Source organism: Rhizobium sp. 57MFTsu3.2 (assembly GCF_012932765.1).
GTDB classification, from domain to species: Bacteria; Pseudomonadota; Alphaproteobacteria; order Rhizobiales; family Rhizobiaceae; genus Rhizobium; species Rhizobium altiplani.
The window spans coordinates 13,080-33,672 of the sequence record NZ_JDWI01000045.1 but is presented as its reverse complement, the minus strand read 5'-3'; the positions used below and the strand labels follow the sequence as shown (position 1 = coordinate 33,672).

24 protein-coding genes, 1 pseudogene and 1 riboswitch are annotated in these 20,593 nt (G+C 60.1%); of the genes and pseudogenes, 10 read left to right on the top strand and 15 right to left on the bottom strand.

Annotated elements, in window-relative coordinates; translation table 11 throughout:
- The 4 genes and pseudogenes from AF71_RS29295 to AF71_RS29280 form a co-directional block, all read right to left on the bottom strand.
- Positions 1-210, bottom strand: a pseudogene (locus AF71_RS29295) (IS5/IS1182 family transposase); the annotation flags it as partial.
- A gap of 157 nt (positions 211-367) precedes the next feature.
- Positions 368-1,129, bottom strand: coding sequence for an amino acid ABC transporter ATP-binding protein (locus AF71_RS29290; RefSeq protein ID WP_018855919.1), 762 nt, complete (start codon positions 1,127-1,129; stop codon positions 368-370).
- Positions 1,126-1,806 carry an amino acid ABC transporter permease gene (locus AF71_RS29285; RefSeq protein WP_025658056.1) on the bottom strand — a complete coding sequence of 227 codons (681 nt, stop codon included), beginning with the start codon at positions 1,804-1,806 and terminating at the stop codon, positions 1,126-1,128. The genes AF71_RS29290 and AF71_RS29285 overlap by 4 nt, the downstream gene beginning before the upstream one ends.
- Positions 1,807-1,909: 103 nt before the next feature.
- A complete protein-coding gene (locus AF71_RS29280) occupies positions 1,910-2,683 on the bottom strand; it encodes an amino acid ABC transporter substrate-binding protein (RefSeq protein WP_113469741.1) in 774 nt (257 codons plus the stop codon).
- Positions 2,684-2,928: 245 nt separating this feature from the next.
- Between AF71_RS29280 and AF71_RS29275 the strand changes: the two genes are divergently transcribed.
- The 3 genes from AF71_RS29275 to ispG all read left to right on the top strand — a co-directional run bounded on the left by AF71_RS29275 (position 2,929) and on the right by ispG (position 6,306).
- Complete coding sequence (locus AF71_RS29275; RefSeq protein ID WP_026371610.1) at positions 2,929-3,705, top strand: DeoR/GlpR family DNA-binding transcription regulator; 777 nt, start codon at positions 2,929-2,931, stop codon at positions 3,703-3,705.
- A gap of 60 nt (positions 3,706-3,765) precedes the next feature.
- Complete coding sequence (locus tag AF71_RS29270; protein ID WP_169684195.1) at positions 3,766-4,959, top strand: MFS transporter; 1,194 nt, start codon at positions 3,766-3,768, stop codon at positions 4,957-4,959.
- A gap of 96 nt (positions 4,960-5,055) precedes the next feature.
- Positions 5,056-6,306, top strand: a complete 1,251-nt coding sequence (ispG, locus tag AF71_RS29265; RefSeq protein ID WP_018855914.1) for a flavodoxin-dependent (E)-4-hydroxy-3-methylbut-2-enyl-diphosphate synthase — start codon at positions 5,056-5,058, stop codon at positions 6,304-6,306.
- 17 nt (positions 6,307-6,323) lie between these two features.
- Here ispG and AF71_RS29260 read toward each other — a convergent pair whose 3' ends face one another.
- Positions 6,324-6,962 (bottom strand): LysE family translocator, encoded by a 639-nt coding sequence (locus AF71_RS29260; RefSeq protein ID WP_018855913.1) that lies wholly within the window; start codon positions 6,960-6,962, stop codon positions 6,324-6,326.
- Between the two features lie 116 nt (positions 6,963-7,078).
- The gene (locus AF71_RS29255; RefSeq protein ID WP_169684194.1) at positions 7,079-7,993 is read right to left on the bottom strand and encodes a polyprenyl synthetase family protein; all 915 of its coding nucleotides are present in this window, start codon (positions 7,991-7,993) and stop codon (positions 7,079-7,081) included.
- Between the two features lie 134 nt (positions 7,994-8,127).
- On the opposite strand from AF71_RS29255, the gene mtgA reads away from it, so the two are divergent.
- The 5 genes from mtgA to AF71_RS29230 all read left to right on the top strand — a co-directional run bounded on the left by mtgA (position 8,128) and on the right by AF71_RS29230 (position 11,243).
- Positions 8,128-8,874 carry a monofunctional biosynthetic peptidoglycan transglycosylase gene (mtgA, locus tag AF71_RS29250; protein WP_026371609.1) on the top strand — a complete coding sequence of 249 codons (747 nt, stop codon included), beginning with the start codon at positions 8,128-8,130 and terminating at the stop codon, positions 8,872-8,874.
- Between the two features lie 97 nt (positions 8,875-8,971).
- The gene (locus AF71_RS29245) at positions 8,972-9,691 is read left to right on the top strand and encodes a DUF1868 domain-containing protein (protein WP_169684193.1); all 720 of its coding nucleotides are present in this window, start codon (positions 8,972-8,974) and stop codon (positions 9,689-9,691) included.
- 11 nt (positions 9,692-9,702) lie between these two features.
- Positions 9,703-10,350 carry a glutathione S-transferase family protein gene (locus tag AF71_RS29240; protein WP_169684192.1) on the top strand — a complete coding sequence of 216 codons (648 nt, stop codon included), beginning with the start codon at positions 9,703-9,705 and terminating at the stop codon, positions 10,348-10,350.
- A 156-nt stretch (positions 10,351-10,506) separates the two neighbouring features.
- Complete coding sequence (gene rpmF / locus AF71_RS29235; RefSeq protein WP_016556742.1) at positions 10,507-10,692, top strand: 50S ribosomal protein L32; 186 nt, start codon at positions 10,507-10,509, stop codon at positions 10,690-10,692.
- A 146-nt stretch (positions 10,693-10,838) separates the two neighbouring features.
- Positions 10,839-11,243, top strand: coding sequence for a hypothetical protein (locus AF71_RS29230; protein ID WP_018855908.1), 405 nt, complete (start codon positions 10,839-10,841; stop codon positions 11,241-11,243).
- 3 nt (positions 11,244-11,246) lie between these two features.
- Here the strand turns inward: AF71_RS29230 and phaR are convergent, their stop codons facing one another.
- Complete coding sequence (gene phaR / locus AF71_RS29225) at positions 11,247-11,819, bottom strand: polyhydroxyalkanoate synthesis repressor PhaR (RefSeq protein ID WP_018855907.1); 573 nt, start codon at positions 11,817-11,819, stop codon at positions 11,247-11,249.
- 235 nt (positions 11,820-12,054) lie between these two features.
- On the opposite strand from phaR, the gene AF71_RS29220 reads away from it, so the two are divergent.
- Both AF71_RS29220 and AF71_RS29215 read left to right on the top strand, forming a co-directional pair.
- The gene (locus AF71_RS29220) at positions 12,055-13,236 is read left to right on the top strand and encodes an acetyl-CoA C-acetyltransferase (protein WP_018855906.1); all 1,182 of its coding nucleotides are present in this window, start codon (positions 12,055-12,057) and stop codon (positions 13,234-13,236) included.
- Between the two features lie 68 nt (positions 13,237-13,304).
- Positions 13,305-14,030, top strand: a complete 726-nt coding sequence (locus AF71_RS29215; protein ID WP_018855905.1) for a beta-ketoacyl-ACP reductase — start codon at positions 13,305-13,307, stop codon at positions 14,028-14,030.
- Here AF71_RS29215 and AF71_RS29210 read toward each other — a convergent pair.
- The 8 genes from AF71_RS29210 to metA all read right to left on the bottom strand — a co-directional run bounded on the left by AF71_RS29210 (position 14,027) and on the right by metA (position 20,435).
- A complete protein-coding gene (locus tag AF71_RS29210) occupies positions 14,027-14,179 on the bottom strand; it encodes a hypothetical protein (RefSeq protein ID WP_169684191.1) in 153 nt (50 codons plus the stop codon). The two genes, AF71_RS29215 and AF71_RS29210, sit on opposite strands and share 4 nt — an antisense overlap.
- An 88-nt stretch (positions 14,180-14,267) precedes the next feature.
- A complete protein-coding gene (locus AF71_RS29205) occupies positions 14,268-14,414 on the bottom strand; it encodes a hypothetical protein (protein WP_018855903.1) in 147 nt (48 codons plus the stop codon).
- A 141-nt stretch (positions 14,415-14,555) separates the two neighbouring features.
- Positions 14,556-15,284, bottom strand: coding sequence for an SIS domain-containing protein (locus AF71_RS29200; RefSeq protein WP_169684190.1), 729 nt, complete (start codon positions 15,282-15,284; stop codon positions 14,556-14,558).
- A gap of 14 nt (positions 15,285-15,298) precedes the next feature.
- Complete coding sequence (gene nagA, locus AF71_RS29195; protein WP_018855901.1) at positions 15,299-16,450, bottom strand: N-acetylglucosamine-6-phosphate deacetylase; 1,152 nt, start codon at positions 16,448-16,450, stop codon at positions 15,299-15,301.
- The gene (locus AF71_RS29190) at positions 16,450-17,481 is read right to left on the bottom strand and encodes an SIS domain-containing protein (RefSeq protein WP_026371608.1); all 1,032 of its coding nucleotides are present in this window, start codon (positions 17,479-17,481) and stop codon (positions 16,450-16,452) included. The genes nagA and AF71_RS29190 overlap by 1 nt, the downstream gene beginning before the upstream one ends.
- A complete protein-coding gene (locus AF71_RS29185; protein ID WP_018855899.1) occupies positions 17,478-18,251 on the bottom strand; it encodes a GntR family transcriptional regulator in 774 nt (257 codons plus the stop codon). The genes AF71_RS29190 and AF71_RS29185 overlap by 4 nt, the downstream gene beginning before the upstream one ends.
- 112 nt (positions 18,252-18,363) lie before the next feature.
- A complete protein-coding gene (locus AF71_RS29180; RefSeq protein ID WP_169684189.1) occupies positions 18,364-19,386 on the bottom strand; it encodes an aldose epimerase family protein in 1,023 nt (340 codons plus the stop codon).
- 125 nt (positions 19,387-19,511) lie between these two features.
- Positions 19,512-20,435 (bottom strand): homoserine O-succinyltransferase, encoded by a 924-nt coding sequence (gene metA, locus AF71_RS29175; RefSeq protein ID WP_018855897.1) that lies wholly within the window; start codon positions 20,433-20,435, stop codon positions 19,512-19,514.
- A 35-nt stretch (positions 20,436-20,470) separates the two neighbouring features.
- Positions 20,471-20,548, bottom strand: a riboswitch (SAM riboswitch).
- Between the last annotated feature and the right edge of the window lie 45 nt (positions 20,549-20,593).

Genomic DNA, 20,593 nt, shown 5'->3' with positions numbered 1-20,593 from the left:
CAGGTAGCCAATGAACAGCGCCTTGAACATCAAGGTCGGATCGAGCGGCGGGCGGCCGTTGTCGGCGCAATAAAGCCCCGCAACACGATCATGGATGAAGGAAAAGTCGATCACCGCGTCGATCTTGCGCAGCAGGTGATCCTTCGGCACCAGACTGTCGAGCGTCACCATCTCAAGAGCCGTCTGGGTGGGGGCAGGTTTCTTCAACATGTCCCAATGAATCACAAACCCCCAGACGGTGCCAGGGGTTTGTCAGCAATCTGAGGGCGGCCTTCGGGCCGCCCTTCTGCTTTTTATGCGCGAATTGATATGAGCAAGCTCAAGATTGTCGGGGGAACGCGCTGCGCGCTGTCGCTCGACGCGCCCCCTAAATATCGTAGGTATGGGCGGCGTTGATCGTCGAGATGAAGCGTTTGGTGCGCTCTCGCTCCGGCGCCGTGAAGATGTTCCTTGCGCTTCCCGTCTCGACCACACTGCCGGCCTCGAGGAAGACAACGTCGTTGGCGATCTTCGAGGCAAGGCGCAGGTCATGCGTCGCCATCACCATCGTCGTGCCCTCGCGGGCGAGACGGCCAAGAACATCGACGACTTCGGCGGAAAGCTCGGGGTCGAGCGCCGACGTCGGTTCATCGCAGAGAAGAACTCGCGGAGAGGGAGCGAGCGCGCGGGCGATTGCGACGCGCTGCTGTTGTCCACCCGAGAGCGTCGAAGGCCAGGCGTCGGCCTTGTGCGCCATGTTGACCTTTGTCAGCAATTCCATCGCCCGTTCACGCGCCTTTTCCTTCGGCCACTTGAGCACGGTGATTAGGCCCTCCATTACATTCTCGATGGCCGTCTGATGCGGAAAGAGCTGGAAGTTCTGGAATACCATTCCGGTCTGCCGGCGGATCTTCTGGATCGCCTGCCAGCCGGTCTTCTGGCCCAGCGTAAAGCTTATTTTCTCGTCGCCGAGGCGGATCGTGCCTGCTGTCGGGATCTCCAGCAGGTTGATGCATCGCAGCAGCGTGCTCTTGCCTCCGCCCGAGGGGCCGACGAGTGCGGTGACGCTGCCTTCCGGAATCCGGATGCTGATGTCTTTCAGGATGACGGCGTCGCCGAAGCGCTTTTCGATATGGGAAAGCTCGATCATGCGTTTGCCTCCAGCATGCCGCCATAGCGCGCGAAGCGACGCTCGAGGCGAACCTGCAACGCTGATAGGACGGAGCTCAAAGCAAGGTATATCAATGCGGCCTGGATGTAGAGGATGAGCGGCTCGTAAGTGGTCGCGACGATGCGCTGCGCAGCCTGGAACAGCTCCGGGACCGTAATGGCGGCCGCCAGCGACGTGTCCTTCACCAGCGAGATGAACGTATTGGAGAGCGGCGGTACAGCAACGCGCCCGGCCTGGGGCAGGATCGTGCGGCTCATCGCCTGGCGCCAGCTCATGCCGATCGAATAGGCCGCTTCCCACTGCCCCTTCGGCACGGAGGAGATGACGGCGCGGATGATTTCGGAGCTATAGGCGCCGATGTTGAGGGTGAAGCCGATCAGTGCTGCCGGAAAGGCGTCGAGCAGGATGCCGATGCTCGGCAGGCCGTAAAAGATGACGAAGAGTTGCACCAGCAGCGGTGTGCCCCTGATGGCCCAGACATAGAAGCGCGCGATGGCGGCGATCGGCGCCGGCGCGAAAAGCCGTGCGATTGCCGTCAGCAGTCCAAGGATGAGACCGAGTGTGAATGACAGGAGCGTCAGCGGGATCGTGAAGATCAGGCCGGCCCAGAGGAGCGGACCAAGCGACTCCGCCATCAGTTGAAGCCAGTGCGGCAAGGTTCAATCCTCAAAGAAGATGCGTCCAGCGAGGTTTCGCTGAACGCTTTCTCGGGAACATATAAAGGATGTGGCGGCGGCAGCAAGCCGCCTGCGTTTCGAGTTACTTCGAAACGTCCTGACCGAAGTACTTGTCGGAGATCTTCTTGTAGGTGCCGTCGGCCTTGATGTCGGCCAGTGCCTTGTTGATGGCTTCCAGTAGCTCCGGCTCACCCTTGCGGATGATGATGCCGGAAAAATCGGCATTTTCCTGCTGGGCGACGATCTTCACCGGAGCGTCAGGCTTGTGCTTCTTGAAGTCGAGGAAGGAGAGGCTGTCGTTGATCGTCGCGTCTGCACGCTTGGTCAATACGAGCTGGATCGACTGGTCGAAACCATCGGTACCGACGAGTTCTGCGCCGGACTGTTCGGCAAGCTTGCCGAAGTTGCTGGTCAGCGACTGAGCCGACTTCTTGCCCTTCAGGTCCGCAAAGCCCTTGATGCTGTCGTCGCCGTCGCGAATGATGAGAACGGCCTTGGATGCGATGTAGGGCTCGGAGAAATCGTACTTCTGCTTGCGGGCTTCGGTGATACCGACCTGGTTGATGACCGTGTCGTAGCGCTTGGCATCAAGACCGGCGATCAGGCCGTCCCATTTGCCTTCGACGAATTCGGCCTTGACGCCGAGCTTGGCAGCAACCGCCTCGCCGATCTCCACGTCGAAGCCGACCAGCTTGCCGCTATCGTCATGATAGGTGAACGGGGCGTAAGTACCCTCCGTGCCGATCTTGAAGACACCCGCAGACTTGACGGCGGCGAGGTTTTCGCCGGCAACGGCGGGAAGAAGGGCGGCGGCCTGGATCAGTGCTGCAGCGGCGATGGTCTTCAGGAGGTTCATTTTTTTATCCAATTCACAGGGTGTTTGATGCACGAAAAATCGCAGAAAAGCTGATCGCTGCGAAGCGTAGAAAACTGCGAAGAAAATCGGCATCTGCGAATATTTTTCTCATTTATCACAGATTTGGCGCGCCCTGTTTCAGTTTGTGAAGATCGAGATAGCGCACCACACTTGCGTGCACGTTTGTATCCGTTTATGCATGTTTTTATCAGTTTTTGATCAACCAGGCTGAAGTCGGCATGAACATGAACGAACTTCTCCTGCAGGAGCGCCAAAGCGTCATCCTGCGGAAGCTACAGAGTGATGGTCGGGTGCTAGCCGCAGATCTTGCAGTTGAATTCCGTGTATCCGAAGACACGGTCCGCAGGGACCTGCGCGAGATGGCAGCTGCCGGCCTGTGCGAGCGCGTCTATGGTGGCGCGTTGCCGGTTGCGCCCGCCGGTGGGAGCCTTGGCCACCGGGCAGGGATCGCGCGGGATCGCAAGCAGGCGCTCGCCGTCGCCGCTGTGTCGCAGATCGTTCCCGGCTCGACCGTGTTTTTCGATGCGGGCAGCACCAACCTCGCAATTGCGACGGCCCTGCCAATGGATTTGACCCTAACGGCAGCGACCAACGCGCCAGCGATCGCCGCCGCCTTGATCGAGAAGCCGGCGGTTAACGTGATCCTGATCGGCGGGCTTATTGACCGGCAGGTCAGCGGCGCGCTCGGCGCGAAGGCCATGCGCGACATGGAGTCCCTCTCGCCCGATCTTTGCATCCTCGGTGCTTGCGGGATAGATCTGACGGCTGGCGTGACGACTTTCGGCTTCGAAGATGCTGAATTCAAGCGTTTTGCAGCATCGCGAAGCAAGAAGGTTTTGGTCGCCGCGACGTCCGACAAGTTCGGCACTGCCGCGCCGCACAGTGTACTTCCGGTGGCGCAGTGCGAATGCCTGGTGGTCGAGCAGGACGCCGACCCGGCCATGCTGGCGCGCTATCGCGACAGCGGCTGCAGGACGATCGTGGCTGGCGGAACGACGTAACTATCATTCAATAAACGCGTCGGGCGCGAGTGCCGACGTCGAGACACTGTGGGAAGAGACATGGATAACCACGTTAACACAGCGCCGATGGTCAGAAGCGGCTACGTAACGAAGAACAGGATAGCGGTTTCGCTGCTGTTTCTCATCAACGGCTTCATCGTTGGCTGCTGGGCGCCGAAAATTCCCGAATTCGCAGAGCGCCTGCAGCTGAGCAAGTTTCAGTTGGGTCTGATGATCCTGGTTCTTGGTGTCGGTTCGCTTACCCTGATGCCAATCGCGGGGGCGCAAATCGCGCGCTATGGCTCGAAACTTGTCGCGCAGATCGCTGCGGTGTGCCTTCTGCCTGCGCTGCTTGCACTGACGCTTGCGCCGAACGTTGCGACAGGGGCGATCTCGATCTTTTTGTTTGGCGGCTTCATGGGCGCCATGGACGTTGCCATGAATGCGAATGCGGTTGCGGTCGAGCAATCGATGCGGCGGTCGATCATGTCCTCGTGCCACGCCTTTTGGAGTTTGGGCGGTTTGATCGGTGCCGGCCTCGGTGGCCTGCTGATCGCCAAGGTCGGCGTGCTCTGGCATGCGCAGATTGCGACTGCGCTTGCGGCGATCGTTTTGGGTATCGCCTGGAGGATGATCCTTGCGGACCCTCCGCATCCCGACGAGAAGAAGGAAAAGCTCCGGCTGCCTCTGGTGCCGCTGCCATGGCTGATCGGATTGATGGCGCTGTTCTCGATGGTTCCCGAGGGCGCTGTGCTGGATTGGGGCGCGCTCTACCTGCGTGAGGAACTGGGAGCATCGGTGGCGCTTTCCGGCTTCGGCTTTGCGGCGTTTTCGCTGACGATGTCGGTCATGCGGTTTGGCGGCGATCTTGTTCGCGACCGGCTTGGCGGCGTGATGACGCTTCGGATCTGCACGCTGTTTGCAATATCAGGCATGCTGCTCGCCGCCTTTGCGCCCAATGCGGAAATTGCGATCCTGGGCTTTGCGCTTTGCGGGATCGGGATCTCGAACATGGTCCCGATTGCCTTTTCGGCTGCCGGCAATATTCCGGGCCTGCGCGCCGGCATTGGCCTCTCGGTGGTAACCACTATGGGCTATTCCGGCATGCTGGTGGCTCCGTCGGCAATCGGTTTCGTGGCGGAGCATATCGGCTTCAGCGTCGTCTTCATGGCTTTGCCGGTGTTGCTGGTCGTCGTGCTGCTGTTTTCGAACCTTGCACGCTATGCCGACGGCATATCGGGTGGCGGTCACTGAGACGGCTCCAAGCAAAAGTGATGTGCGGGGCGGTTGACAACAAAGCGGGCATGATCCACCTGAAAGACACGAAATTCAGGGGTTCAAGAACTCTATATGTCTTCTGCTGCAGATTTTGATCCGAAGCCGCGCCGCGCATCCGTTGCGGTCGATGTTGGTGGCGTCATCGTGGGTGGTGGTGCGCCTGTTGTCGTCCAGTCGATGACGAATACCGACACTGCGGATATAGACTCCACCGTTGCGCAGGTGGCGGCTCTTTTCAAAGCGGGGTCCGAGATTGTCCGCATCACCGTCGACCGCGACGAGAGCGCTGCCGCGGTTCCGAAGATTCGCGAACGGCTGCTGCGCCTTGGCATGGACGTCCCGCTCGTCGGTGATTTTCACTACATCGGCCACAAGCTTCTTGCCGACCATCCGGCCTGCGCCGAGGCACTGGCGAAATACCGTATCAATCCGGGCAACGTCGGCTTCAAGGACAAGAAGGACAAGCAGTTCGGCGACATCATCGAGATGGCGATCCGCTACGACAAGCCGGTGCGCATCGGTGTGAACTGGGGTTCGCTGGATCAGGAGTTGCTGACGGCGCTGATGGACCAGAACGCCGAGGCTGGCTCACCGCTTTCGGCGCGTCAAGTGACGCGTGAGGCAATCGTGCAGTCCGCCTTGATCTCGGCCAATCTGGCCGAAGAGATCGGCCTTCCGCGCAACCGCATCATCCTGTCCGCCAAGGTCAGCCAGGTCCAGGATCTGATCGCCGTCTATTCGATGCTCTCCGAACGCTCCGACCACGCCCTGCATCTCGGCCTTACCGAAGCCGGCATGGGCAGCAAGGGGATCGTCGCTTCATCGGCTGCCATGGGCTATGTGCTGCAGCAGGGAATCGGCGATACGATCCGCGTGTCGCTGACGCCGGAGCCGAATGGCGACCGGACGCGCGAAGTGCAGGTTGCCCAGGAGCTGCTGCAGGTGATGGGCTTCCGCCAGTTCGTGCCTGTCGTTGCGGCTTGTCCCGGCTGTGGGCGCACGACCTCGACCGTATTCCAGGAATTGGCGCAGAACATCCAGAACGACCTTCGCAAGAACATGCCGGTCTGGCGCGAGAAATATCCGGGTGTCGAAGCGCTGAACGTTGCGGTCATGGGCTGCATCGTCAACGGACCAGGTGAAAGCAAGCACGCCGACATCGGCATTTCCCTGCCCGGCACCGGCGAAACGCCGGCTGCGCCCGTGTTCATCGACGGCAAGAAGGCGTTGACCCTGCGCGGGCCGAACATCGCTTCTGACTTTGAGGCGCTCGTGGTCGACTACATCGAAAAGCGCTTCGGGCAGAAGACGGCCGCCGAATAAGCGCCAGCCGGAAGCGTTCAGATTCGGCTGGTCAGCAGCTTCAGCCCCGCGACACAGTAGAAGGCGGCCATGGCCCCCTCGATCCAGCGGCGTATGTTGCGGTAGATCTTCAACGCATGTGGTGTCGAGAACAACACGGCGTAGCCCATGAAGACGGTAAAGCCTGTCACCATGCACACTCCGATGATCAGGCCGGCGACGGGTGCCGGCGCGCCCTGCGGCATGCCGAGGGCGATGATCGCCAGCCACGCGAAGATGGCCTTCGGGTTGGTGATGTGGATACCATAGCCGCGCAGCAACTGGGCCCGCGTCGAAAGGTTTCTCTGCACGACAGCTGTCGGCAGGTCATTGTTGGCGCGTACGGCCTTGAAGGCCTTGTAGGCGAGATAAAGCAGATAGAGGCCGCCGAAGACCTTCAGGATCTCAAGCGCGATGGCGTAGGTCTGGAGGATGGTCGCAAGACCGAGAGCGGCGGCGCAGGCCCAGGTGAACGAACCCGCGAAGATGCCAAGCGCGATGGTCATGCCTGCCTTCCGGCCGTGCGTCATCGACGTCGACACGATGGCCATGATTGCCGGACCAGGGCTGATGACGGCGATCAGATAGGCGACGTAGGCCGGCAGGATCTGCGGCAGGTAGGTCAGGATCTCATGCATCTTGCGTCTCTTGTTCGGCCACTCGGCTATTGCCGGTTTTTTTGCCCCGGCTCCACGCGAACGACAAGGGACTGCATCTCGTCAGGTGGCGGAAATATTGTCTAGGTGACGCTTTTTCAGCTCTTGCGTCCGGCAATGAAGCGAGCTGCTTCAGTCAGAACTGTGCCGCGCCCGGCATAGGGAGACAGCAGTGCTTCGGCCTCGCGCACATGCTCGGCAAGCTTGGCTTCCGCCCATGCCATGCCGTGCAGTGCCACCAATGTGCCCTTGCTGCGACCGGCGTCCTTACCCGTCGCCTTGCCCATTGTGGCTGCATCGGAGGTGAGATCGAGAATGTCGTCCGCGAGCTGGAAGGCGAGGCCGATCCTCTCGCCGAACTGACGCAGTCGTGTACGATCCTCCGGCGAAGCGCCGGCAATGATGGCGCCGGCTTCGCAGGCAAAGCGGATGAGCGCGCCTGTTTTCATGGCCTGCAGCGTCACGATGCCTTGTTCGTCCGGCGCCTGCTTCTCGGCGGCAAGGTCGAGTGCCTGACCGCCTGCCATGCCTCCGATGCCTGCGGCTCGCGCCAGCGCGAGCGTCAACGCCACTTTGGCGGCATCAGGCAATTTCGTTTCGGGCGCAGCGATGATGTCAAAGGCATAGGTGAGCAGACTATCGCCAGTGAGGATGGCGGTCGCCTCGTCATAGGCGATGTGCACGGTCGGCTTGCCTCGACGCAGGTCGTCGTCGTCCATTGCCGGCAGATCGTCGTGAACCAGCGAATAACAGTGCACGCATTCGAGTGCCGCGCCCACACGCAGCGCCGCGTCTCTGTCCCCGCCGAGCAGCGATGCCGCCTCGATGACCAGGAAAGGGCGGAGCCGCTTGCCGCCGTTCAGGCTGGCATAGTGCACGGCTGAACGCAGCCGTTCCGGACGGGCGATCTCGCCGTTCAATACGGATGACGACAGCAGGGTGTCGAGCGCAGCCTCGACCTCGCGCGCGGTGGCCGTCAATCTGGCTTCGAATGTTTCAGAGCTTGCGTCCATGGCGCGCTGTTTGGCATGAGCTGCCTTCCCTCTGCAACGGAATTGTCGATCATCCGGCGAAGATTTCCTTTGTCTCTGGCAATGCCAGTTCGCAAACGGTATGGAGGAGAAGGGCAAGAGACTGGGTCGGGGAATTGGACATCACGCCGGAGAGAGAGGAAAGCATGACCGTGCCGTTTCACAGGCACGCGTTGTTTTGGCTCAAGGGCCGGCCCGTGATCATGCGCATCGCTCTCGCACTGGCGGCGCTCGTCATTCTTCCCTATGTCCTGATTGTCCTCTATCTGCTGCCTTTCGTTCACCCCGTTTCCACGCTCATGCTTCGCGATCTGGTGCTGCTGCGCGGCTACGACCGGCAATGGGTATCGCTCGACGATATCTCGCCGGTTCTCGTCCAGTCGGTGATGATGTCCGAGGATGGACAATATTGCTTCCACGGCGGTGTCGATTGGGGCGAGATGCGGATGTTGTTGGAGGATACGCTGAGCGGCCAGGCGACCCGTGGCGGAAGTACGATCCCGATGCAGACGGTGAAGAACCTGTTCCTCTGGAATAGCCGGTCCTTCGTTCGCAAGGCGATGGAGCTGCCGTTGGCTGTGACCGCGGATTTCGTCTGGTCGAAGCGGCGCCTGATGGAGATCTATCTCAACATTGCCGAATGGGGGCCGGGGGTATACGGCATCGAGGCCGCGGCACGTCACCATTTCAACGTGCCGGCATCGAAATTGACCAGTCGGCAGGCCGCTCTTCTTGCCGTGTCGCTTCCCAACCCCTTCGATCGCAACGCCGGCAAGCCCGGGCGTGGCTTGCGACGGCTCGCCGGCCTGATCGAGCGGCGCGCGCGAGGGTCGGGCGATTACATCAGATGCATTTATGATTGATATCGCAATAAGTCGTTGGTGCTCATGAGTGTCATCTGGCATTCGTGCTTTAAAATTATGGACGGAAATCCCGCCATCAACGACCGGACTGCCAGCGATGATTTCTGCCCCTTCGCCCAGCCTTCTGACCTATTCCGCCATTCATAATCCTGTCCCGCCGAGGCATCTCGGGACCCGCTACGACGCAACTGGGACGTTTCTGCGCGAGCCCGGCAATACGGTAGTCTGTCATCTGGTCGAGGGATCGCGCTCGCAGCGGGCGATCGTTGAAGCGCGTGAGACGTTTCTGGCGATGCCGGAAGCTTCGCAGTTCGCCTTCACGCCGATCTCCAGCCTGCACATGACCCTGTTTCAGGGTATTATCGAGTATCGCCGCACGCCGCCTTATTGGCCGGCGGATGTGGCGTTTGACACTGGGATCGAGCGCATGAACGAGATCTTTCTGGATCGGTTGCAATCCTTCGAGCCACTGGGCCCGTTTGAGGTTGAAGTCACGGAGGTCACGCCGGTCGGACTTACGGTGGACGGCATTACCGCAGCGGACCGGCGGACCATGAAGGAATGGCGGGATGCGTTCGCCCCTGTGTTCGGCTACCGGCACCCGGATCATGACACCTATGCGTTCCACGTCACATTCTGCTATCCGATCGCAAGGCTGCCGGAAGCGGCGCTCCGGGCATGGCAGGCGATGCTCGATGGCGCGCTTGCCACACTGCGCGAAACCGCTCCGGTGATAGAATTGAAGCCTCCGGCCTTCTGCTCTTTCGACGATATGAACCATTTCGAGGAGCGGCTTGTGTTCGCGCCTGCAGCGTAAAGGGAGATTTCATGGACAAGCTCACGCTCTATATCGGCAACAAGAACTATTCGTCCTGGTCGCTTCGGCCATGGATCGCCATGACGGCCGCCGGCATTCCCTTCGAGGAGGTGCTGGTTCCCTTCGATTTTCCCGCCGGCAATCCTCGCTTCAGGGAGTTCTCGCCAACGGGGCAGGTTCCTGTGCTTCTGCACGGCGAGGTTCGTGTCTGGCAGTCACTGGCGATCATCGAATATGTTGCCGAGCTCTTCCCGGAAGCCGGGCTATGGCCAAGGGAGCGTGGGAAGCGAGCGGTCGCGCGCGCTGTTTCCATGGAAATGCTTGCGGGTTTCGGAGCCCTGCGGAGCGCCTGCCCGATGAATATCCGGCGGCCGAAGGGTAAGATCGCGCTTGCTGATGGGGTCATGGCCGATGTCGCCCGCATCGAGACGATCTGGCGCGACCTGCGCGCCCACTCCGGCGGGCCGTTCCTTTTTGGCGGTTTTTCAGGCGCCGACGCGATGTTCGCGCCAGTTGTCAGTCGTTTCGATGTATACGACCTGGTATCTGCCGGCGACACGCTCAGTTATATTGCAGCCATCAAGGCGCATCCGGCCTGGAAAAAGTGGGAAGAGGCGGCGCGATCCGAGCCCTGGATTGTCGAGGAAGACGAGGTCTGACCCTTGAATCGCAGGAATCTCAAAAAATAAGCTTGGGGACTGGTCAAGGCCCCTCAAGGCATGTATAAGCGCGCAAAATTTCCGAAATCGCGATACGTCGTTTCGGCCGCCAGTCTGGCCGTAGGATGTGTTTGCCCGTGAAGTGGAGTAAGAGAAATGGCTGTACCGAAGAGAAAAACGAGCCCGTCCAAGCGCGGTATGCGCCGCTCTGCCGACGCGCTGAAGGCTGCGACCTACGTTGAAGACAAGAACTCCGGCGAACTGCGCCGTCCGCACCATATCGATCTGAAGACCGGTATGTATCGCGGCCGTCAGGTTCTGACGCCGAAGGAAAGCGCATAATACATTTGCGCTCTGTCTGAGTAAGACTTGCGAGGTCGGCCATGTGCCGGCCTTTTGCTTTTTCCGACGACAAATACATTCTTTGGATGGCTTGAAGTCACGCGGCGATTTACGGCACTATTCTCTCGCTGGGGGAGATTTGCCACATGTTCAATGCTGTGCCGCTGATGGTTATTCCGTTCATTCTCTACAATATGTCGATGCTGGGCTTGATGGGCGGCGGCGGGCTTCCATCGCTCGAAAACGATGTCATCGTTTTGTCGATGATTTCGGGGGCCATGTGGAGCATGTCGCTCGGCGACCTCTTCATCGTCATCGCGCTTGCAGTTCTGTTCTTCGAAATATTGAAGGCGACCCGCAATGACGGCAGCCTTACCAATCACATATTGTCGATGCTCGTCTTTATTGCCTTCCTGGTCGAGTTTCTCCTCGTCCAGGATGCGGCCACCCAGGTTTTCTTCATCCTGATGACGATTGTGTTGATCGATGTGATTGGCGGCTTTGCCGTATCTATTCGCACCGCCAGGCGCGATGTTTCGATCGGGCTCTGACGCTTAGAGACTATCGAGTTTGTTCTGAAGGGCGCGCAGCTGTTCCTTCAGCTCGTCGATGTCCTTTGCTTCCGCCTTGCGGCTCTCCTTGGCCGGCGGCGTCATGAACGGTGAAAACATCTGCATGGCCTGCTGGAACATCTCGGTATTGCGACGGACCTGGTCTTCGACCAGCTGCATCGGCAGTTGCAGGTTCTTGCCGATCGGCGTTTCGCCGAAAGCGCGCGTGACCTGCTCGCGCATCTGCGCCTGCTGTTCGGTAAAGGCGCGCATGGAGTGTTCCAGGAAGCTCGGAACGACCATCTGCATCTGGTCGCCGTAATAGGTAATCAGCTGGCGGAGGAACGAGATCGGCAGGAGCGTGTTGCCCGTCTTGGATTCCTGTTCGAAAATGATTTGTGTCAGTACCGAGTGGGTAATGTCGTCCCCGCTCTTTGCATCCTGGACCGTAAAATCCTCCCCCTTCTTTACCATCTCCGCCAGGTCTTCCAACGTTACGTAAGTGCTGGTGCCTGTGTTGTAGAGGCGGCGATTGGCGTATTTCTTGATTACGATCTGCCCGTCATTCTTCGCCATATCAGTCTCCCGAAGCCCGTCTGATTGTTATGGAAATTCCTCCACGGAGGAATGTAGACGCAAACGAAGCCCAGTGACAATCTCTTTGTGCGATGCGGCAACCCCTTTTGCAGCAGAGATAATTTGCCCCAGCGTAAGCAGTGCCTAAAATTGAATGTTAGCGTCTTGTCGTTTGACTTGGCGCTGAAGCTTTGTCAGTTTCCTCTGTATCTGATGGAGTTAACAGGAGATCGTCATGTCGAGTTCATCCATCGTCATCGCTAGTGCAGGCCGCACAGCCGTTGGCTCATTTAATGGCGCGTTCGCCACCGTTCCGGCCCATGAACTGGGTGCGGCCGCGGTCAAAGGTGCGCTGGAGCGTGCAGGCGTCGATGCCAGCGAAGTCGATGAGGTCATTCTCGGCCAAGTTCTTCCGGCTGGCGAAGGCCAGAACCCGGCCCGCCAGGCCGCCATGAAGGCGGGCGTTCCCAAGGAGGCGACAGCATGGGGCGTCAACCAGCTCTGTGGCTCCGGTCTTCGGGCGGTGGCGCTCGGCATGCAGCAGATCGCGCTCGGTGACGCAAAGATCATCGTCGCCGGCGGTCAGGAGTCGATGTCGATGGCGCCGCATGCTGCGCATCTGCGCGGCGGCGTCAAAATGGGCGACATGAAGATGGTCGACACCATGATCAAGGACGGCCTGACGGACGCCTTCTACGGCTATCACATGGGCATCACCGCCGAGAACATTGCCCGCCAGTGGCAGCTCTCCCGCGAGGAGCAGGACCGCTTTGCCGTCGCGTCGCAGAACAAGGCGGAAGCCGCGCAAAAGGCGGGTCGCTTCGCCGATGAAATCATTCCGTACGTTATCCAGACACGAAAGGGCGACGTCACTGTCGATGCCGACGAGTACATCCGTCATGGTGCGACGTTCGAATCGATGGCCAAGCTGCGTCCTGCCTTCGACAAGGAAGGCACGGTGACCGCGGCGAATGCCTCCGGCCTGAACGATGGTGCCGCCGCGGCCGTGCTGATGACCGAGGCCGAAGCCTCCCGTCGTGGTATCCAGCCGCTCGTCCGCATTGTTTCCTGGGCTACGGCAGGCGTTGATCCGCAGGTCATGGGAACCGGACCGATCCCAGCGTCGCGCAAGGCGCTGGAAAAGGCGGGTTGGTCTGTCGGCGATCTCGATCTGGTCGAAGCAAACGAAGCCTTTGCCGCGCAAGCATGCGCGGTCAACAAGGACCTCGGCTGGGATCCTTCGATCGTCAACGTCAACGGTGGCGCGATCGCGATCGGTCACCCAATCGGCGCGTCCGGCGCGCGGGTGCTCAACACGCTCCTCTTCGAGATGAAGCGCCGTGGCGCCAAGAAGGGATTGGCGACGTTGTGCATCGGTGGCGGCATGGGCGTCGCGATGTGCTTTGAAGCTCTTTGAACAGCAGGCAATCCAACCATAACCTGAGCCCCGCAGGATAGCGGGGCCTTCAAATGAGGGAGCTGAACATGAGCAGGGTGGCTGTTGTCACTGGTGGTACCCGCGGCATTGGCGCCGCGATTTCCGTCGCACTGAAGAATGCAGGCTATGCAGTTGCCGCCAACTACGCGGGCAACGACGAGAAGGCGAACGCCTTTCACAGCAGGACAGGCATTCCCGTCTTCAAATGGGATGTTTCCGACTATGCATCATGCGGTGAGGGCATCGCGAAGGTAGAGGCTGAACTGGGTCCGGTCGACGTCCTTGTCAACAACGCCGGAATCACCCGGGACGCAATGTTCCACAAGATGACGCCGCAACAGTGGCACGAGGTCGTCAACACCAACCTCACCGGACTCTTCAACATGACGCACCAGGTCTGGGGTGGCATGCGCGACCGAAGCTACGGGCGGATTGTCAACATCTCTTCGATCAACGGCCAGAAGGGGCAGATGGGGCAGGCGAACTATTCGGCGGCCAAGGCCGGCGACCTCGGCTTCACCAAGGCACTTGCGCAGGAGGGTGCAGCCAAGAACATCACCGTGAATGCGATCTGCCCGGGCTATATCGGGACGGAAATGGTTCTCGCAGTTCCCGAGAAAGTCCTCAATGAACGGATTATTCCGCAGATTCCGGTCGGCCGCTTGGGCGAGCCTGAAGAGGTTGCCCGCTGCGTCGTCTTCCTGGTTTCCGATGATGCGGGTTTCATTACCGGATCGACGCTCAGCGCCAATGGCGGCCAGTTGTTCGTTTAGCGGATGGAGGCTGTAAGGCCGTTATCGTGGCTCTCGATCTGCTGCGAATAGCGGCCTTGCTGGCTATGCGTATCGTACGGATTCAAGTATGCCGCATAGGTCGCCATGGCGATCGTCAATATTGCGGCTGCGCCGATAATTCTGGTCATGCCCTGCACTCCGAATTCCCCACGGCCCATTGGTCGTTCAAACCGGTGTCGATATTGGGGCGGATTTGAGGAATTATTAGGCTGTCTTTCAGCCCTTTGGGTGACGCCTTGCCTTAGCCCTGACCGGCACCTTTTGCATTGCGCGATCTTCGCCGCGAAGAGCGGCAGCGGCCGTTGTCACGAATGCAGCCGCAATCAGGATGGCGACCGCGGAATTCAAGATAATCTGCGTCATGGGACCGTTCCTTTCCAAGTCGGCGGGACGTAGCTTGCCGCTGTTCTTGAAAGAAATATGCGCCTCACTCGCACGGTCCGGTAGATTGAACTTTGGCGACCGACTGTCGGCGTGGCGTTGACAATCGGGCGCCGCGCTCTCCTAGAGGTGCGGATTGCGCGGTCGGTATTTTGACACCAGCCGCTGGTTCACCGCTGCCGCGCCCGGCATGTTGGCGCTGAGATAGATCGGTGCGTCGCCGCTCTTCGCCAGCTCCGAAGCAACCTCTGCGAAGATCGCGTTGAGGACCGTTGCACCGATCGCCGTGGAAACCGGCCCGACTTTTAGCTCCGTGCCCGGGAGCGCTATCACGGCATCGCCAGGGGGAAGACCGTTGTCCAGTACGATATCGGCGATGTCGGCCAGCCGCCGCCGGCCGTTTGCAATCGCACTCGAATAGGAGACCGACGTGATGGCGATCACCTTGGCGCCGATTTCGTGGCCATAATCGGCAGCTTCGATCGGCGCTGCATTCACGCCGGAGTTCGATGCGATGATGATGACGTCGCCGGGCTGCATCCCATAGCGCTCCAGTACCGGCCGCACCAATCCTTGCGTACGCTCGTAAACGGAACTGATTACGGCGCCTTCGTGCAGCATTGCGGAGCCGACGAGGACCGGGATCGTCAAGGCGAGGCCGCCTGCTCGATAGTGGAGCTCTTCCGCCAGCATATGCGAGTGCCCGGTGCCGAACACATAGACCCGCTGGTCGTTGCGGGCGGCTTCCAGGATCGCTTTGGCCGCCAAAGCCATGGGCTCGGCGAGTTCCGTCTTCAAAGCCTCGAGCCGGCCAATCAGATTGGAGAAATAAGCATCGGTGATCGCGGTCATCACATCCTCGCTTTCTAGGCGGCTTCACCGCTGATGAAGGTCCGTGTGACCTCCAGGGCGTCGGTGAGATGCACCAGGTCGGCCCGGGCGCCCGGTGACAGGTGGCCGCGGTCGTCAAGGCGGAGGAAGCGCGCCGGGTAGAGCGTCGCCATGCGAAGGGCCTCGGCGAGAGTCAGTTCCAGATAGGTAATCCCGTAGCGGATGGTGGACGCCATATCGACATCGGAGCCCGCGAGCGTGCCATCGGAAAGAACCAGCTTCGAGCAGAACCCGCCCCTTTCGCGCCGAACCGTACGACCGTTCAACGTGAAAGAGTCTTGCTCCGATCCAACCAGCGACATCGCGTCGGTGACGAAAAAGAGCTTGCCCTCGCCCCGCTTGGCACGAAGCGCGGTTCGAAGCGCCTTCGGATCGACATGATGGCCGTCGGCGATGATGCCGCACCAGACCGAGGGGTGATCGATGGCCGCACCGACCAGACCGGGCGCCCGGTGGCCAAGCTGGCTCATGGCGTTGAAAAGATGGGTGACGCCACGTGCGCCGGCATCGAACCGTACCTCTGCCGCCTCGCTGGAGCAATCGGAATGACCGATGCTGACGGTGACGCCGGCTTCGCTGAGTTCGCGCACCTGTTTCGACGTGACCTGTTCGGCCGCCATCGTTACCAGCAGCGTGCCGATCGCCTCCTTGGCCACAATGAACGCCTTCACGTCCCTGTCTTCGACCGGGCGCATGAGCTCGGCAAGGTGTGCTCCCTTGCGGGCAGGCGCCAGATGCGGGCCCTCGAGGTGCAGACCCGCCACGCCGCGGTTCGACTTGACGGCTTCCTTGGCTGCCTCGATTGCTGCTGCTGTCGCCTCCGCGGTATCGGTGATCAGCGTCGGCAGCAATGCAGTCGTTCCGTAAGGGCGATGACCTTCAGCAATCATGTACATGGAGGCTGGCGACGGCTCGTCGTTGAGCATCCGGCCGCCACCGCCGTTCACTTGCGCATCGATGAAACCTGCGGAAAGCACGCCGCCTTCAAAGCGCGTGTGCTCACCGTCAGGAAGGTCGCCTGCCGCCGCAATCGCCTCGACACGGCCGTTCGAGACAATGAGCGCCTTGTCGTCGTGGAAGCGCTGACCGTCGAAGATCCGCGCGCCGGAGAAGATCTTGCGAACCATCACATCGTCTCCGTGACCTTGAGCAGGTTGGCCGGCTTGTCGGGGTCGAATCCTTTCCGACGGGTGACCGACTCGATCAGGCGGTAGTAGACGAGCAGCGAAACAAGGGGATCGAGCAATCCGCTGCCGGTCGTCGGCACCTGGACATTGATGCCGGAAACCGGCTTGGCCGAGAACGGCACGGTGGTGGCGCCCAGCTTTTGCAGTCGCTCCAGAGCCTGCACGTTATTGCCGAAGGCCGGATCATCCGGCGTGAAGGCGACGATCGGGAAGCCTGGCTGAACAAGGCGCATCGGACCATGCATCAGCTCGGCAAGGGAGAAGGCTTCTGCATGCAGGCCTGCCGTCTCCTTGGCTTTCAAGGCTGCCTCAAGGGCGATGGCGAAGGCAGGACCGCGACCAGCGGTGTAGAGTGAGCTGGCGTTGAATAGGACGTCCTCTGCGGCCTTCGTATCGATGCCGCTGGTTGCCTGGAGGGCATCGGGCAGCTTTTCCAGGGAGGCATGCAGATCGCGCTTGCCGCTGATGGCGGCCGTGACACCGGAAAGCGCGGCGACCGAGGCGATGAAGGACTTGGTCGCAGCTACGCTCTTTTCGGCGCCCGCATTGAGCCCGAGAACGATGTCGGCCTGCTTGGCAAGCGGACTATCGGTGACGTTGACGACAGCGATCGTCGTTGCGCCGCCGCGTTTTGCCGCATCCTGCAAGGCAACGATGTCGGGGCTCGCGCCGGATTGCGACACTGTGAAGTGGATGCCACCCTTCAGATGCAGCGATGCGCTGTAGACCGAGGCGATCGAAGGGCCAACCGATGCGACTGGCACGCCACAGGTAATCTCGAACAGGTATTTGAAGAAGGTCGCGGCGTGGTCCGAAGAGCCGCGCGCCGCGGTCGTCACGACGCTCGGAGCGCCCGATGCAAACAGCTTTGCAATTTCGTCGAGGACGGGCCTTTCTTTCTGCAGCAGCGTTGCGACGACCTCCGGCGACTGGCCGGCTTCCTGCAACATTAGCGACGGGCTTTCACTCATAGGTCATCTCCGATTCTCAATTCCGCAACAAAATCATATGCATCACCACGATAGTGGGAGCGGGTGTATTCAACGACACGCTGGTCCTCCAGACGCGACACACGTTCGATCAGCAGTGCGGGCGCGCCGGCATTCACGTTAAGCGCAGCGGCCGACGACGGATCGAGTGTGACCGCCGTCAATCTCTGCAGCGCTCGGACCGGACGGTGGCCGTTCGCCGCGAGCGCTTCATAAAGAGATCCCTCGCCGCCACCGCCTTCGCCGAGAAACTTTATCGGCACGACAGCGCGTTCGATGGCAAGCGGCAGCCCGTCGGCAAGGCGCAGACGATCGAGGCGAAGAACCGGTTCATCAAGCCCAAGGCCAAGCAGGAACGCCTCTTCCGGAGATGGCGTGTTGACCGTCCGAGACAAGATCCTTGCGGCCGGAGCGCGACCGCGCGAGCGCATGTCGGCAGAAAACGACGAGAGCCGCCACAGCGACTGTTCCATTCGCTCGACCTTGGCGGAAACGAAGGTGCCGCTTCCGTGCCGCGACTCGAGCGTGCCTGAATTCATCAGGTCGCGATAGGCGGTCCGAACGGTGACACGCCCGACCTTCAAGGCTTCGGCCAGATCGCGCTCGCCGGGAAGCGCCGTTCCGGGCTTCAGCAACCCTTCCTGGATCAAACCGGTCAGCGCCTGTGCCAGCCGCTTGTAAAGCGGCCCGGTCAACGCCTCGTCGCGCAGGCCACGGCTGTTCAGTTCCGCTATCAGACTGGTTCTATCCATCTCGCAATAATAGAACCTATTTAGAACCAATCGCAAGCAAGAAATGACGCGCAAAAAAAACCCCCGCAGGAAGCCTGCGAGGGTTGGCTCATTCGAGAACAAGGCGAGAGCGTTAGCTCTTCGAGAAAATGTAATCCGTTTCCTGACGCAACACTTCACCCGGGCGCAAAACGGCATCGGGGAAGCCCTCGTGGTTGATCGCATCCGGCCAGATCTGTGTTTCCAGGCAGAAGCCGGCGAAGGGACCATACTTGCGTCCATCGAGGCCTGGCACAGGCACGTCGAGTTTGAAGCCGGCGTAGAACTGTACGCCGGGCTCCGTGGTGCGAACTTCCAGCGAAACGCCTGAGTTCAGGCTGCGGGCAAGCGCGACGGAGCGCTTTGCGGTGCGTTCGGTGGAGAGGCAGAAATTGTGATCGTAGAGTGCCTGTTCGCTACCGTCGAACCGCTTCATGGGCGACATCTCGCGGAAGTCGAAAACCGTTCCGGCGATGGGCCGTACCTCTCCGGTCGGGATCTGCAACTCATTCGTCACGAGGTAGCCGTCGGCTGCAATCATGATGTCGTGGCCGAGCGCATCGTCGCGGCCGTCGAGGTTGAAATAGGCATGCTGGCAGACGTTAGCGATCGTCGGTTGATCGCTCGTCGATTCGTAGGTCACGGAAAATTCGCCGTTGCCGTGTACCCGGTACGTCGCCTGGATGGTGCAGTTGCCCGGATAGCCGCCGCGACCGTCGGGATCGACGATCTTCAACACGACGCGGTCGGCATCATGCTCGACGATTGTCCAGTTCCGCTTGGCGATGTTGTCCTTGCCGCCGTGAAGATGGGTAACGCCCTTCTCGTTGAGATCGAGTTGATAGTTCTTGCCATCCAAGGTGAACTTGCCGCCGCCGATGCGGTTTGCGCAGCGCCCAGGCGTCGCTCCAAAGTAAGAGGAGTGGGCGGGGTAGCTGTCAAAATCGTCGAAGCCAAGCAGCAGCGGCGCATCGTGACCGTCAAGGCGGAGATCCTGAATGACGGCGCCCCAGGTGATGATCTTGGCGGTCAGCCCGCCACCCTTGATCTCGACACGAAAGACAGTCTCGCCCGACTGGGTTTGCCCAAAAACTTCCCGTTTCAACATTTCCGCCATAGCGACCATCCAGATATATCTTTAATTGAGGCAGGGAACCTGCCCCCATTTGCCGCAAACCGCAACGGGTGTCGTAAAAAAGAAGCACAGTCAGACTAGGCGCGGCCGCTTAGCATCGGCTTCTGTCAGTTGCCCTTGCCGATGTCGTTGAGATCGTAAGGTGTCGTCTGGTAGATCTCGTTGATCCAGTTGCCGAACAACAGGTGCGCGTGGCTGCGCCAGCGATTTTGCGGCGCCAGCGACGGATCGTTGTGCGGGAAATAGTTGTGCGGCATCTTGATCGGCACGCCGGCATTCACGTCGCGGAAGTACTCGTCCGAGAGCGACGTTGAATCGTACTCCACATGATTGAACATATAGAGCCGCTTGCCCTTGCGTTCATGCACCAGGCAGACGCCCATTTCGCTGGATTCCATCAGGATCTCCAGGTCTGGTGACTTTTCGATGTCGCTGCGGCGAACCTCGGTCCAGCGCGACACGGGCACTTCGAAATTGTCGGAGAAACCGTTCAGGTAGACCGACGACGGCTTCAGATTCCGGTGTCGGTAGACACCGAAGGCCTTCTCCTTGAGTTCGTACTTCGGAACGCCGTGGAAATGATAGATCGCGGCCATCGCGCCCCAGCAGACGTTCATCGACGAATGGACGTTGGTTTCCGTCCAGTCGAAAATCTGCTGCATTTCACCCCAATAGTTCACGTCCTCGTAGGGCAGTGTCTCGATCGGCGCGCCTGTTGTGATGAAGCCGTCGAACTTGCGGTCCTTCACTTCCTCCCACGTCTGGTAGAAGGCGAGAAGATGGTCTTCCGAGGTGTTCTTTGCTTTATGGTTGCCCACGCGGATGAGCGAAAGCTCCACCTGCAGCGGCGAAGCGCCGACCAGGCGGGCCATTTGCAATTCCGTCTTGATCTTGTTGGGCATGAGGTTGAGAAGCCCGATCTGCAGCGGCCGGATGTCCTGACGGATTGCCGCCGTCTCGGTCATCACGCGTACGCCTTCCTGAACCAGGGTTTCAAACGCAGGCAAGGTATCGGGGATCTTGATGGGCATTGCGGTCACTCGATCAAAGAAACGAATATATCGCTATCGGTCCGCACGCGGCCCTTTAGCAACTTCTTTAACGTGGCTGCAAGCCGGCCGGCCAAATCACCACGGAGTGCCTTAAATAGCGCCAGTCGGGCTGCGAATCAATTGCTCATACGAAGAGT